General features: G+C 74.6%; 6 protein-coding genes and 1 pseudogene. 2 read left to right on the plus strand and 5 right to left on the minus strand.

Going from position 1 to position 13,946, the window contains the following annotated elements; translation table 11 throughout:
• Nucleotides 1-197: 197 nt before the first annotated feature.
• The 5 genes and pseudogenes from AB0P17_RS33350 to AB0P17_RS33370 all read right to left on the minus strand — a co-directional run bounded on the left by AB0P17_RS33350 (nt 198) and on the right by AB0P17_RS33370 (nt 7,685).
• A pseudogene (locus AB0P17_RS33350) lies at nt 198-1,574 on the minus strand (sigma-70 family RNA polymerase sigma factor).
• Nucleotides 1,575-1,817: 243 nt separating this feature from the next.
• Entirely contained in the window at nt 1,818-3,722 is a 1,905-nt protein-coding gene (dnaG, locus tag AB0P17_RS33355; RefSeq protein WP_365816892.1) for a DNA primase, read from the minus strand.
• A 96-nt stretch (nt 3,723-3,818) separates the two neighbouring features.
• Nucleotides 3,819-5,096, minus strand: coding sequence for an FAD-dependent oxidoreductase (locus AB0P17_RS33360; protein WP_365816894.1), 1,278 nt, complete (start codon nt 5,094-5,096; stop codon nt 3,819-3,821).
• Nucleotides 5,097-5,400: 304 nt separating this feature from the next.
• Nucleotides 5,401-6,732, minus strand: a complete 1,332-nt coding sequence (locus AB0P17_RS33365; RefSeq protein ID WP_365816896.1) for a deoxyguanosinetriphosphate triphosphohydrolase — start codon at nt 6,730-6,732, stop codon at nt 5,401-5,403.
• A 143-nt stretch (nt 6,733-6,875) separates the two neighbouring features.
• On the minus strand, nt 6,876-7,685 hold the full coding sequence (locus tag AB0P17_RS33370) for a sirohydrochlorin chelatase (RefSeq protein WP_365816898.1): 810 nt from the start codon (nt 7,683-7,685) through the stop codon (nt 6,876-6,878).
• A 152-nt stretch (nt 7,686-7,837) separates the two neighbouring features.
• Here AB0P17_RS33370 and AB0P17_RS33375 point away from each other — a divergent pair, with 152 nt between their 5' ends.
• A complete protein-coding gene (locus tag AB0P17_RS33375; RefSeq protein ID WP_365816900.1) occupies nt 7,838-8,803 on the plus strand; it encodes a DUF4132 domain-containing protein in 966 nt (321 codons plus the stop codon).
• Nucleotides 8,800-13,860 carry a hypothetical protein gene (locus AB0P17_RS33380; protein WP_365816902.1) on the plus strand — a complete coding sequence of 1,687 codons (5,061 nt, stop codon included), beginning with the start codon at nt 8,800-8,802 and terminating at the stop codon, nt 13,858-13,860. Before AB0P17_RS33375 ends, AB0P17_RS33380 begins: the two co-directional genes overlap by 4 nt.
• Nucleotides 13,861-13,946: the final 86 nt, after the last annotated feature.

Here is a 13,946-nt window from a genome sequence, read left to right on the forward strand (position 1 = left end):
GGACCTATCGGCCGAAGCGAAGGAGCCGCCGCCCTAATCGCTCGATCGACGCTTTCAACAGACCTGACCCCTCACAACTTCGGATTCGGTGGCCGGTCTCTGCCGGTTCCCGGCGGTTCCTGCCGGTCTCACGCGCCGGCCGCGGCCGTGGTGGGTGGCGGGGGGCTGCCCGGGCCAGTACGTACCGGCCGTACGGATCAGTCCAGGTAGCCCCGGAGCTGGTCGGCGTAGGCGTGGTCGCGGAGTTTGCTGAGGGTCTTCGACTCGATCTGGCGGATGCGTTCGCGGGTCACGCCGAAGATCCGGCCGATCTCCTCCAGGGTGCGGGGCCGGCCGTCGTCCAGGCCGTAGCGCAACTGCACGACCTTGCGTTCGCGCTCGCCGAGCGTGGAGAGCACGGCCTCCAGATGCTCGCGCAGCAGCAGGAAGGCAGCCGACTCGACGGGGGACGCGGCGTCGCCGTCCTCTATCAGGTCCCCGAGCGCGACATCGTCCTCCTCCCCCACCGGGGCGTGCAGCGAGACGGGCTCCTGGGCGAGCCGCAGTACCTCCCTGACCCGGTCGGGGGTGAGTTCGAGATGGGCGGCGACCTCCTCGGGGGCCGGTTCGTAGCCGCGCTCCTGGAGCATCCTGCGCTGGACCCGTACGACCCGGTTGATCAGCTCGACCACATGGACGGGCACCCGGATGGTACGGGCCTGGTCGGCGAGGGCGCGGGACATCGCCTGGCGGATCCACCAGGTCGCGTACGTGGAGAACTTGTAGCCGCGCGCGTAGTCGAACTTCTCGACGGCCCTGATCAGGCCCAGGTTTCCCTCCTGGACGAGGTCGAGCATGGTCAGCCCGCGGCCGACGTAGCGCTTGGCGACGGAGACGACGAGGCGCAGATTGGCCTCAATGAGCCGGCGCTTGGCCATCCGGCCGAGGACGACCAGCCGGTCGAGGTCCAGGGCGAGTTCCGAGTCCAGCTCCGTGTCGAGGTCGCTGGCGGCACCCAGCTTCTCCTCGGCGAAGAGACCGGCCTCCACGCGGCGGGCCAGCTCGACCTCGTCGGCGGCCGTGAGCAGCGGGATACGGCCGATCTCCCGCAGGTACTGCCGGAAGAGGTCCGACGAGGGCCCGCCGGTGTCGGCGCGGCTGCCCCGCCGTGCCGCGGGCTCGGGCACGAGGGGGACCTCCACGGGATGTTCGGTGAGCGGCTCCGGGGAGTTCGGGGACGCCGGGCCGGCCTCGGGGGCCATGGGTTCACCGGTCGGGTCGACGGGGACCCCCTCGGAGTGGTGCGCCGCACGGCTCTGCGCCGGTACGGCGCCGGCGCGTCCGGCGGTGGGCGCGTCCGGCGACTCGGTCGGTGCCATGGGCGGCACCGCGGTCGTCGTCTCGGTCGGCGACTCGGTCAGGGTCTGGGTCTGCACGGGGGGCGACCTCCAGGGTGATCGCTGCCGGTTCGGGGGGCGTACGGCAGCGGGACGGGGACGGCCGGGCCGCCTTCCGTCCCGTACACGATGAGCGGATCCGCGGGGGTGGGATGCCCACCTGCCGGTGGACGGGCCGCGCTCCGAGGACTCAGGCACCGCACCCCAGTGTGGGGTAAGAGATATCGCCGCCACGAGGGGCGTGCGGCGACTTTCTGAGTCCGGTCCGTAACCGGGCCGTTACAACGAAGGCGGCGCGGCGTCCCCGTGCCGTCACCCGGCGCGGCGCTCCGGCGCCGGGGCGGGCACGTCGGGGCAGGCCCGGGAACCGCCGTCGGAGGGGTCAGGCGGGGCGGCGACGCTGGAGGGGGTCCGGCGGGGCGGCGGCGCCGGGAGAGGCCGTCAGAGCGCTTCCGCGCCGCGGGCGCGCAGCGCCTGGCCGTACTGCTGGAGCACCCACAGCTCCTTCTGGACGGCCTCGTAACGCTCCGGGTCGCCCTGGCTGCCGAGCCGGGTCAGCGTGCCCGTGACGTCCTGGATACGGCGGTCGACGGCACGCAGCCTGACATGGACGAGCTGCTGTCCCGCGTAGACCTCGTCGATGGTCTTGCCGCGGAAGACCTCCACCGCGAGCTCCGTGACCATGGCGCGCACCGCGTCGTTCGGCGCGGCCTCGCGGACCCGGGCCAGATACTCGGGGGCGGACTGGAGGCCCGACTCGGCGCCGCCCGCGTCCTCTATCGCGCGGCGTACGGCGGCGTACGGCGGGGCGGTGAACTCGTCCTCCCCGTAGGCGTCGAAGGCCGGGGAGACCAGCTCGGGCCGCTGGAGGGCGAGCTTGAGCAGCTCGCGCTCGGTGCGGTGGGCGGGGCTGCGGAGGGTGAGCGCGGGGCCGGAGGGGGCCTGGCGCGCCTCGGTCTCGTACGGCTGCCGCGCGCGCTGCTCGGGTCCGGCCGACGGGGCCCGGCCGCCGCGGTCGCGCGCCCAGCGGGCCATCTGCGCGACGCGCTTGACGACGAACTGGGTGTCGAGGATGCCGAGGATGCCGGCGAGCTGGACGGCGACCTCGTGCTGCGAGGAGCCGTTCTTGATCCGGGCGACGATCGGCGCGGCCTCGTCGAGCGCGGCGGCGCGGCCCGCCGGGGTCTCCAGGTCGTACCGGGAGACGATCTGGCGGATGGCGAACTCGAAGAGCGGGGTCCGCGGTTCGGCCAGGTCCTGGACGGCGGCGTCGCCCTTGGCGAGCCGCAGGTCGCACGGGTCCATGCCGTCGGGGGCGATGGCGATGTAGGTCTCGGCGGCGAATTTCTGGTCGTCCTCGAAGGCGCGCAGCGCGGCCTTCTGGCCGGCCGCGTCCCCGTCGAAGGTGAAGATCACCCGGGCGCTGCCGTTGTCCATGAGGAGGCGCCGGAGGATCTTGATGTGGTCGCCGCCGAAGGCCGTGCCACAGGTGGCGATGGCGGTGGTGACCCCGGCGAGATGGCAGGCCATCACGTCCGTGTACCCCTCGACGACGACGGCTCGGCTGGCCTTGGCGATGTCCTTCTTGGCCAGGTCGACGCCGTACAGGACCTGGGACTTCTTGTAGATCGCCGTCTCGGGGGTGTTGAGGTACTTCGGCCCGTTGTCGTCCTCGCGGAGCTTGCGCGCGCCGAAGCCGACGACATCGCCCGCGATGTCGCGGATCGGCCACATCAGCCGGCCGCGGAAGCGGTCGATGGGGCCGCGGCGGCCGTCCTGGGAGAGCCCGGAGAGCATCAGCTCCTTGTCGGTGAAGCCCTTGCCGCGCAGAAAGCGGGTGAGGTGGTCCCAGCCGACGGGGCTGTAGCCGACGCCGAAGTGCTCTGCCGCCGCCTGGTCGAAGCCGCGCTCGGCGAGGAACGTCCGGCCGATGGCGGCCTCGTCCCCGGAGAGCTGGTCGGCGTAGAAGCGCGCGGCGATCCGGTGCGCCTCCACCAGGCGCGTCCGTTCGCCGCGCTGGCTCGCGGGGTTGTACCCGCCCTCCTCGTACCGCAGCGTGATGCCCGCCTGGGCGGCGAGCCGCTCGACCGTCTCCGAGAAGGAGAGATGGTCGATCTTCATCACGAAGGCGATGGTGTCCCCGCCCTCCTGGCAGCCGAAGCAGTGGAAGAGACCCTTGCTCGGACTGACCTGGAAGGAGGGGGACTTCTCGTCGTGGAAGGGGCAGAGCCCTTTCAGATTGCCGCCGCCCGCGCTGCGCAGTTGAAGGTACTCGGACACGACGGCGTCGATCGGGACCGCGTCCCGGACCGCCTTCACGTCGTCATCGTTGATCCTGCCTGCCACGCGTGAATCCTACGGGGACCGGCCGACAGCCGCGGACACCCGTCGGCCCGGTGATCCCTCCGGCGGCCGGGTTCCGGCACGCGGGGAGGCCTGCTGTCAGGTGGCCAGGGAGGCGAGCGGGGCGTTGGGATCGGCGAGGGCGTCCAGGTCCTGGCGGGCGCCCGAGCGGATCAGGCGCTGGATGTCCTCGGTGACGTCCCACACGTTGACGTTCATCCCGGCGAGCACCTTGCGGTCCTTCAGCCAGAAGGCGACGAACTCCCGCTTCCCCACGTCGCCGCGTACCACCACCTGGTCGTACGAGCCGGGCGGCGCCCAGCCCGAGTACTCCAGGCCGAGGTCGTACTGGTCGGAGAAGAAGTACGGAACCCGGTCGTAGACGACGTCCAGGCCGAGCATCGCGCGTGCGGCCGCCGGGCCGCCGTTGAGGGCGTTCGCCCAGTGTTCGACGCGCACCCGGTCGACGGCGAGCGAGGCTCCCCAGCCCGGCAGCGGTACGGCCGCCACGTCCCCGGCCGCGAAGATGTCGGGGTCGGAGGTGCGCAGCGCGGAGTCCACGGCGATGCCACCGCCCGTGGACCGGTCGGCGAGCGCGAGCCCGGCGGCCTCGGCGAGGGCTGTGCGCGGGGCCGCGCCGATCGCGGCGAGCACGTCGTGCGCCGGGTGCTCCTCACCGTCGTCCGTGCGGGCCGCCAGGACCATGCCGTCCTGGCCGGTGATCTCGGTGAGCCGGGCGCCGAAGTGGAACCGTACGCCGTGCTCCTGGTGCAGTTCGGTGAAGAGCTGGCCCAGCTCGGGGCCGATGACGCGGTGGAGCGGGGTCGCCTCGGGCTCGACGACGGTGACCTCGGCGCCATAGCCGCGGGCCGCCGCGGCGACCTCCAGGCCGATCCAGCCCGCGCCCGCGATCACGAGATGGCCGTTGTCGCGGCCGAGTGCGGTCAGGACCTGGCGCAGCCGGTCCGCGTGGGCGAGCCGGCGCAGATGGTGGACGCCCGCCAGATCCGTGCCGGGGATGTCCAGCCTGCGGGGCTCGGCGCCGGTCGCCAGGAGCAGTTTGTCGTACCGCAGGGAGGTGCCGTCGCCGAGATGCACGCACCGGGCGTCGCGGTCCACTGCGGTGACGCTCTGGCCGAGGTGCAGCTCGACCTGGGCCTGCGCGTACCAGGCGGGTTCCTGGACGAAGACGCTGTCGCGCTCCTCCTTGCCGGCCAGATACCCCTTGGAGAGGGGCGGGCGTTCGTAGGGGTGGTCGCGCTCGTCACCGATGAGGATCACCCGGCCGGTGAACCCCTCCTTCCGGAGGGATTCCGCGGCCTTCGCCCCGGCCAGCCCTCCACCGACGATGACAAATGTCCGATGTGCGTCGACCACTTGATGCCTCCTCTTCGCGCTGCCGCCATCTGTGAGCGTCCCGCACGGAGCGTGATGACGAAAGAGGGAGCGCTCCACGGGCCTGACTCTCGGCCGGATCCGACGGGATCCGACATGATCCGGTTACTTTCGTACACGCCCGCGTCGAAAGTGAGCGCTATGTGCGTGCCATGAGGGGCGCGGGTCGCTCATTCGCCTCAGGTGCGGTCGATGGGTTCTTCTTGGTTCGCCCGGTCGGTTCCGCGTGGCCGGTCAGCTCCGTGTGAAGGGGTGGCCGGTCAGCTCCGTGTGGAGGAGTGGCCGGTCAGCTCCGCGTGGAGGAGTGGCCGGTCAGCTCCGCGTGGAGGGAGCGGGCCGAGGCGTCCGTGAGCGAGGCGATCTGGTCGATGACGACGCGTTTGCGCGCCTGGTCGTCGGCGGCGGCCGTGAACAGCGCGCGGAACTGCGGGTCGAGCCCGTGCGGGGCGCGGGCCGTCAGCGCCTGGGCGAGTTCCGCCAGGACGACGCGCTGGTCGGCGCGGAGGGCCTCCTGCTCGGCGCGCTGCATGACGTAGCGGTCGGCGACGGCCTTGAGGACGGCGCACTCGTGGCGGGCGCCGCGCGGGACGACGAGTTCGGCGGCGTACCGGGTGAGCGGGCCCGTGCCGTACGTCCGCCGGGTCGCGCTCTCGGCGGCCTCGCAGAAGCGGCCGATGAGCTGGCTGGTGGCGTCCTTGAGGCGGGACTGGGCGAGGGCGGAGCCGTCGTAGCCGTGCGGCCACCACTCCTGGGCCATGAGGCGGTCGAGGGCCGCGGCCAGCTCGCCCGGGTCGGTGTCCGCCGGTACGTAGCGGCCGACCGCGACCTCCCAGATCCCGCCGCGCTCGGCCGCGGAGGCGAGGGCGGCGGGGTCGACATGACCGGCGTGCAGGGCGTCCTCGAAGTCATGGACCGAGTAGGCCACGTCGTCGGACCAGTCCATGACCTGTGCCTCGAAGCAGACGCGGCCCGCCGGGGCGCCCGCGCGGGCCCAGCGGAAAACCGGCAGGTCGTCCTCGTACACCCCGAACTTGACCGATTCGGGCCGGGTGGGGTGGGCGCCGCGCGGCCACGGGTATTTGGTGGCGGCGTCGAGCGCGGCGCGGGTGAGGTTGAGACCGACGCTGACGAGTTCGCCGCTCTCCGGGGACCGGACGAAACGTTTGGGCTCGATCCGGGTCAGCAGTCTGAGCGACTGGGCGTTGCCCTCGAAGCCGCCGCAGTCCGCGGCGAATTGGTTGAGGGCCTGCTCGCCGTTGTGGCCGAACGGCGGATGGCCCATGTCATGGGCGAGACAGGCGGTCTCGACCAGATCGGGATCGCAGCCGAGGGCCGCGCCCAGCTCGCGGCCCACCTGGGCGCACTCCAGGGAGTGGGTCAGCCGGGTGCGGGGACTGGCGTCCCACTCCTGGCTGCGGGAGCCGGGGGTGACCACCTGGGTCTTTCCGGCCAGCCGGCGCAGGGCGGCGGAGTGCAGCACGCGGGCGCGGTCGCGCTGGAACGCGGTGCGGCCGGGGCGTTTGTCGGGTTCGGCGTCCCAGCGTTCGGTGGCCTGGTCGTCGTACGCGCCCGCCGGTGCGGAGGGGGGCGGTGGGGTGGTTCCGGTGGTGCCTGCCATGCGCCGACCGTAACCGGCGGGCCCCGCGAACGGCTCGGCGGCGGGGCGTTGGGGCGGTGGGCCGGTGGGAGGCTCGGCGAGAACGCGGGGCGTGCGCGGCCCGTGGGCGTGGGGCCCGGCCCGTGGAGCGTGGGCCGGGCGGGTCATACGGAGGCGAGGAGGCGGTGGCCCGCCGCGTCGCTCGGCGCCGCGAGGGCCTCGTCGTAACGGTGCAGGAGCAGCCGGGCCATCGCGGGGTGCGCGCCGAGCGGGGCGGCGGCGATCCAGGGCGCGGCGGCGGTGCTGCGGCTCGCGAAGTATCCGGGCGCGGTGAAGTACGAGGCGATCGCGATCCGGTGCCGGCCGCGGGCGGCGAGGGCGCGCACCGCGTCGGGGACCGTGGGTGCGGCCGCGGAGGCGTACGCGGGCAGGACCGGGACGCCGCCGAGGCGCTCACCGAGGAGTCCGGCGGTACGGCGGGTGTCGGCGGCGGACTCCGGGTCGCGGGACCCGGCGGCGGCCAGCACGACGCCGGCTCCGCGGTGCCCGGTCTCCGCGGGCCAGCCCGCTTCGAGGAGTCGGTCGTACAGGGTCTCGACCAGGAGCGGGTGCGGGCCGAGCGGGGCGGCGACGCGGATCTCCAGCCGGGGCGCGGCCGCGGCGGCGAAGGCCGGCAGGTCGCGCTTGATGTGGGTACCGCGGCTCAGCAGCAGCGGTACGAGCACGGCCCCGGCGGGCGGGCCGGTCCGGACGGGCCGGACGGGCCGGTTCGCCCGGCCGTCGGTGAGGGAGGCCAGGGTGTCGGAGAGAAGGGGTTTCTCGATCTCGATGTGGCCGAGGCGTACGTCCACGCCGGGGCGCAGTTCGCGCACCCGGTCCAGGAGCGCGGTGACGGTGCGCAGGGCGCGCGGGTCGCGGCTGCCGTGGGCCACGACGACCAGGGTGTGGGGGTGTGTGCTCGCCGGCTCCGTCATGAGCCCGATACTGCCCGGCCAGGATTGCCGGGCCGTTGCGCGGCCGTGACGGAGGTTTTCCACAGCCTCACACACACCGCCGGGGCGTTGTCAGACCCGTCACCTAGTGTCATGGCAGCTCGGAAACCAGAGGTCGGGGAGGGGGTCCTGCCATGGGCTGGATCGAAACGACGGGTGGGTACGCCGTCGCGCTGGACGGCGCGAAGGTGCTGTGCCGCAACGCCGCGGGGCGGACGCTGAAACAGGTGCCGCCCAAGCTCAAGGACGACGCCGAGGTGGTGCGGCTGCGGCAGCTCGCCGAGTGGCTGGAGCGGCACGAGCGGGAGTGCCGGGAGCAGGTGGACGGCTGGCTGGTCCGGTCGCTGCCGGTCCCGGTGGCCCTGCTGGCGCGGGTATGGCCGGATCCGGCGTGGCAGGCGGTGCTGCGCGATCTGGTGGTGGCGCCGGTCGCCCCGGACGGCTCCGCCGACACCACGCGCGCCGGATTCCTGCGGGACGCGGATCCGGTGCGGGGGCTGGGGATCGTCGATCTGGACGGGGACTCGGTGCGGCTTGATCCGGCGGCGGTGGAGACGGTGCTGCTCCCCCATCCGGTGCTCCTCGAAGACCTGTCGGAGCTGCGGGAGTTCGCCGCGGAGCTGGGGGTCGAACAGGGGGCGGAGCAGCTCTTCCGCGAGGTGTGGCGGCGGCCGGACCTCTCGGGGAGCGGTGATGCGGCCGCCGGGACCGCCGGTGCGGGCGGGACTGACGAGGTGGCCAGGGCGGCCGGGACGGTGGACGCGGCCGGGCCGGGGGTGTGGCGGGCGTACGCCGACGGGAAGTTCGCGCAGCTCCGGCACGCCACGGCGCGCGCGGTCTCGCTCGGCTACCGGGTGCGCGGCGGCCAGGCGGTCTGTCCGCTGGTGGAGGACGGCCGGGCGCTGGAGGCGGCGTACTGGCTGGGGGACGACTACCCCGAAGGGGAGACGCTGACGGGCGCGCTGGAGTGGCGCGACACGGCGGGGCGGCGGCTGCCGCTCGCCGAGGTGGGGCCGGTCGCCTGGTCCGAGGGCGAGCGGATGGCCGCGCTGGTGTACGCGGGCCGCGTGGTCGAGAGTGACGAGGAGAAGGCGCTGTGAGCGACGTACGACCGTTGGGGAACGAGACTCCGGGCGAGCGGGCCGGGTCGGCGCGTACGGCCGCGGGGCCGGACAGGGTTCTGCTGGACGCCGGAGGGGTCCTGCCGTACGGGAGCGGCGCGGAGGGAGATGTGCTCACGGCGCGGGCGTACGGACACCCGGCGCTGGACGGGCGCGCCGTGGTCCGGCTGGTGCCCGAGGCGATCGGGGCGGCCGAGGACCTGTCCCTGGAGTACCTGGGGTTCGGCACGCCGCGGGCGGAGCCGGTCGGCCGGGTCAGGCGGCAGTCGCTGGGCTTCCCCGCCTGGGCGCTGGTCAACGACCCGGGCAACGGGCATCACGCGCTGGCCGTGGTGAAGGAGATGGAGCGGCTGACCCGGCTCGTCACCACCAAACCGGGGCTGGCGAAGGAGGGGTTCGACGAGATCGGCGAGCGCCTGGACCGGTCCGTACCGCACTTCCTGCCCACTTTCTACGAGCAGGTGGCGCGGCTCTTCCTGGGGATCGAGTCCCGGCAGCACGCCTCGGTGTTCTTCGGCAAGGCGCGGGCGGCGGAGCAGCGGCATGCCCTGGCGGTGGACGAGGCGCGGCTGCGTGAGGTGTTCCTGGAGTTCGCGGGGGCGGGCGCGCTGAGCGGCAAGGCGCTGCGCGAGCACGCGAAGGCGCTGACGGCCCGGCTGTCGGCGGCGGAGGCGTACGGACAGTTCCGCGCGGTCTCGCTGGAACGGTGCGCGGCCGGACTCGCCCCGTACGCGGGCATGCTGGAGGACCTGCGGCGTCTCGCGAAGGGCGCGGGGCTGGACGCGGCGGAGGAGGAGCGGTCGCTGCTCGGGGAGATCATCCACACGGGTCCGATGAACCGGGCGGCGGGGAGCTTCTGGAAGTCGGCGCTGCCCGCGCTGGCCTCCGTCGCGGCCGGGGACCGCTCGGTGCGGGAGCGGCTGCTGACGCTGCTGCCGACCACGGGCGGGGACCGGCCGGAGGAGTTCGACGCCTCCTGGCTGGAGTTGCTGGACCGGTGCGGCGCGGTCGAGCTGCTGGTGGACGGGACGGTGCCGGCCGCCGAGTGGCTCTCCGGGTGGGCCGGTCACCGGCGGCGCGGCTGGCGGAACTCCCGGCGTCTCCCCGCCGAACTGGCCCTGGTCGAACGGCTGGTGGACCGGCTGATGACGGACGGCACGCCGGTACGGCTGCTGGGGAACCGCGGCCGGCACGTGACCGCGGACCTGGATCTGCTCGACGCGTGTCTGGCGTGGGGTGTGCCGGTGGCCGGTCCCGCGCCGGGCGACAGTTGTCTCCGCCTCGACGAGTGGCTGACCGACACGACCGCGGGGGCCAGGGACCTGGCGGCGCTCGCGGCCGATCCGCGGTTCACCGCGCTGCTGCGCGCCGGCGTGGAGGAGGCCGCGGACACCGGGGACGCCACGGAGCGGCTGGACAGGATCGTCGCCCACCCCGCGCTGCGCACGGCTCTCGTGGGCTGGCTCGGAGACCGGGCCGACGACCTGTCGCGGCCCTTCGGACTGCCGGAGCTGGACGAGCAGTTGAGGCGGCTGAGCCGCTTCTCGGCCGGCCCGGTGCTGGCCACCGCGCCGCAGGCGGTCGCCCGGATCACGGCGGTCTCGCCCGCCCCTGCCCTGGCGAGGACCTTGCGCGCGGGCATCCTGGACGAGCTGGGCTGGCCCGCGCTGGAGGAGGCCCTGCCGGGGCTCGGCGAGGTCGCCCCGCCCGGCTCGAACCACTGGCACGGCCACGGGGTGGACCGCTTCTACCAGGTGGGGGACGCCTGGCCGGCCCTCCTGGTGCACCTCAACTCGGAGGCCGCGGCGGTGGGGCCCGCCGAGGTCCTCGACCGGCGGACCCTCCCCCTTCCGACGGGGTCCGGCCAGGACCGGCACCGGGTGGCGGTCCGCTACGTGGGCGGCCAGTGGCTGGTCGCCCATGGGTACGGCGACGACCGGCGGGCCGTGTGGTCCGGGCGGCCCGCCGAGGTGTTCACACCCGTGGGCGACCTGTCCGACCACTGGTCGTACAGCCGGTCGGCGTCGTTCGAGCTGCCCGACGGCGGACGCTGCTACGGCGGCCGGCCGGTGTACGCGGGCGACACCTCGTTCGCGGCGGAGCGCCGCCCGGTCGCCTCGGACGGCATCTCCGTCTGGGTACTGCACGAGAACGAGTGGTGGGAGTACGACCCGGAGTCCGCCCGCAGGGGCCGGATCTCGGTGCCGGGCTTCTTCGACTCGGCGCTCACGGGCGGCGGCGTACAGCTGGTGGCACACGCGTGCCGGCTGCTTCCCGTACAGCCGGGGCAGGAGTCCTCGCCGTTCGGCACGGCGGACGGGCTGCTGGGGTGGTGGGTGACGCACGACCCTAAGGCGCGGACGCTGACGGCCTGTTCGGTGGACGGCAGCCGCAGCCCGGCCGTGCCGCTGCCCGCGGACTCGTTCCCCGGGCACCACCACACCGGCCTTCCCCTGCCGCCGCTGCGGCTGCCCGGCGGGGCCGTACTGCACCTCAGGGAGACGACCGGATACCGCTCCCACATCGATGTGTACGACGCCGAGGGCATCCGTCTCGCCCAGGTGGAGGAGAACGACCGCGGCGGGGCGTACGCCGCCGGTACCCCCCTCGTGGCACCGCTGGCCCACTGGCACGCGCTGCGCCCTCGGGACGAGCGGGGCTCGGCCGTGCTGCGCTCGGTGACCGACGAGGACGCGGCGGCGCTGCTGGCCGCCGTCGGCGAGGGGACGCACGCGGAGACGGTGGCGAAGGCCGAGGGCGTGGTGCGTGAGCTGCTGCCCGGGGTCACCCACCCGGCGCTGGTGGCGGGCGTCGCCGGAGTGCTGGTGGAGGCGGCGCGGCACGCCGGGCGCGTGCGCACCCTCGCCGCGCGGGCCGCGCGGGACGGCTCGGACGGGCAGCACGCGCCGGGGGCGCGGCATGCCTTCGACGGGGTGCTGAGCGAGACGTTCCGCGGCTTCGCACGCTCGCCGTACGCCCACTACTACCCGTCCCGGGCGCAGGGCGGCACGGCGGTCCTCGACCAGATCCGGCGGGTGCGCGAGGTGCTGGCGCCGGGCGCGGTCCCGGGCCGTACGGATCTGAAGAGCGTGAGCGTGGGGTGGGCGACGCTGTGCGGTGCGGGCATGGCCGCGCTCGCGGTGCGGGCCGCCTCGCCCGCCACGGAGGAGAAGCAGCGGGCCGGGCTCCTGGAGTTCCTGGACACCGCGCTGTCCGCGGTGACCGACGGGGCCGGTGAGGCCGGAGCCGGGGCGGGGACCGGGACGGGTGGTGACGCCCTGCTGATCGATCCGCGCGGCCGGTTGCGCACGGTGGAACTGCGGACCCCGGAGAGCGGGGAGGGCCGGGCGTCCGACGGAGAGGTGCGGCACGCGGGGGCGCGGCGGCTGCTGATCCTCGGCCGTGTGCGCAACGACGGGAAGGACACGTACTGGCACGCCGTCGAGTACGACCCGGCCGGGGCCTTCGGCGGCTGGGACGGCGGCACGGTCGTCGCGTCGGAGGTGCTGGGCGCGGCGGACGACCCGCTGCGGGCGCCCGCGGTGCGCCGCCTGGTGGAGCTGGTGCGGGAGCGCGGGCCGCTGGCGTACCGCCCGGAGTGGGCCGTGGACTTCGCGGAACGGGTCGGGACGACGGCTGTCGCGGCCGCCCTGCTCCAGCTGGGCTCCCCCGGGCTGAACGGCTACCGGGGGCAGGACGTGCTGAGCGCCGGGTATCTGGAGCCGCTGGGCGCGAAGAGCGCCGAGGCCCAGGTGGGGCGCGCCGCGCTGAGCGTGCTGAGCGCGGCGGAGCTGACCACGTACACCGCGCTGCTGCTGCCCGGTGATCCGGCGCGGGTGGCGGAGCTGTGGACGGACGGCTTCGCGGTGGAGCCGGTGGCGGGCGCGTGGATCGCCGCGCGCGGCCGTCGGCGGGTCACCCCGGCATGGCTGGTCCGGCGGATGGTGGCCGAGGGGTACGGCGGCACGGTGGTGAACGACGCGCTCAACCCGGAGCTGCTGGAGTCGCTGACGGGCCGTACGGAACAGCGCCTGGTCGACGGCACGCTGGAGGCGGCCGAACCGCACCGGCTGCTGACGGGGTCCGAGCTGGCCGGGCTGGTGGACGCGGTGCGCTGGCTGGCGTACCGGCTGCCGTACGGCGACCCGCTGCGCGCCGTCCTGCCGACGACGGTGCGCGGGGTGCGCGAGCGGCTGGCCGACCCGGGGCTGCTGCTGCACCTGGGCGTCGACCGGGACTCGGCCTGGGACCCGGTGTCGCCACGGCTGCGTGAGGCGCACGGGGTGGCGCCGACGCGCACGGCGGGCGAGAAGGAGCTGTTCGAGCTGTCCCCGGCGCTGGTGCTGGCGCCGGACCGGTACGGCCAGGGCGCGGACTCGGTCTGGCTGCGTCCGGCGGCCGTCCTGCCGCGCGAGGCCGCGGGCTGGCCCGGACACGCGGGGGCGGGCGGGCCCGACCATCCTGATCTGAAGCTGCTGGCGGCGATGGCGGGCCACGCGCCCGCGCTGGCTGCCCTGCGGACGGTGTTGAGCGACGAGTTCATGGAGCTGGTCTCGGCCGACGGCGCGCCGGGGGCGCAGCAGAACCCGTACCACAGCGCCCCGGAGCTGGTGGCGGAGGCAGCGGGGCGGTCGGGGCTCTCCGAGGACGCGGCGGCGCTCTATCTGATGCTGCTCGCGCTGCCGGATCCGACCGACCGGAACCAGGCCGCGTGGACCGGCTGGAAGCCCGCCCGGATGAAGAAGGCGCGGGCCGAACTGGCCGCCACCGACCTGGTGGTGGAGGCCAAGCGGGCGAGGGCGGGCCGGTCGCTCTTCCTGCCCGGCGGCTGGCTGGAGGCGTCCGCGCCGCGACTGCCCTCGGAGAGCTGGAAGACGGCACTCCTGGCGATGGACATACCGGGGTTCGTGGTCGGTCACCGGCCGGTGGAGCAGCTGTTCGAGGCCGCCTGGCGGCGGGTCGCCGAGGGGGACGCGCCGGGTTACGAGGAGTTCCAGGGGCGCGGCGGGCGCGGGCGCCGGGGAGGCCGGCGATGACGGACGCGGGGAGGACCGGCGTGGGGTCGGCGGGCGTGGCAGCAGGTGCGGGACCGGCGGGCAGGGGAGCAGGCGTGGGACCGGCG

The sequence above is a fragment of the Streptomyces sp. NPDC088124 genome (assembly GCF_040685895.1).
Lineage (GTDB): Bacteria > Actinomycetota > Actinomycetes > Streptomycetales > Streptomycetaceae > Streptomyces.

What these genes read in the sequence shown, in the direction of transcription:
- AB0P17_RS33365 (WP_365816896.1), bottom strand. Translation starts at nt 6,732, where the DNA reads ATGGCAGGCACCACCGGAACCACCCCACCGCCCCCCTCCGCACCGGCG.
- AB0P17_RS33370 (WP_365816898.1), bottom strand. Translation starts at nt 7,685, where the DNA reads ATGACGGAGCCGGCGAGCACACACCCCCACACCCTGGTCGTCGTGGCC.
- AB0P17_RS33375 (WP_365816900.1), top strand. Translation starts at nt 7,838, where the DNA reads ATGGGCTGGATCGAAACGACGGGTGGGTACGCCGTCGCGCTGGACGGC.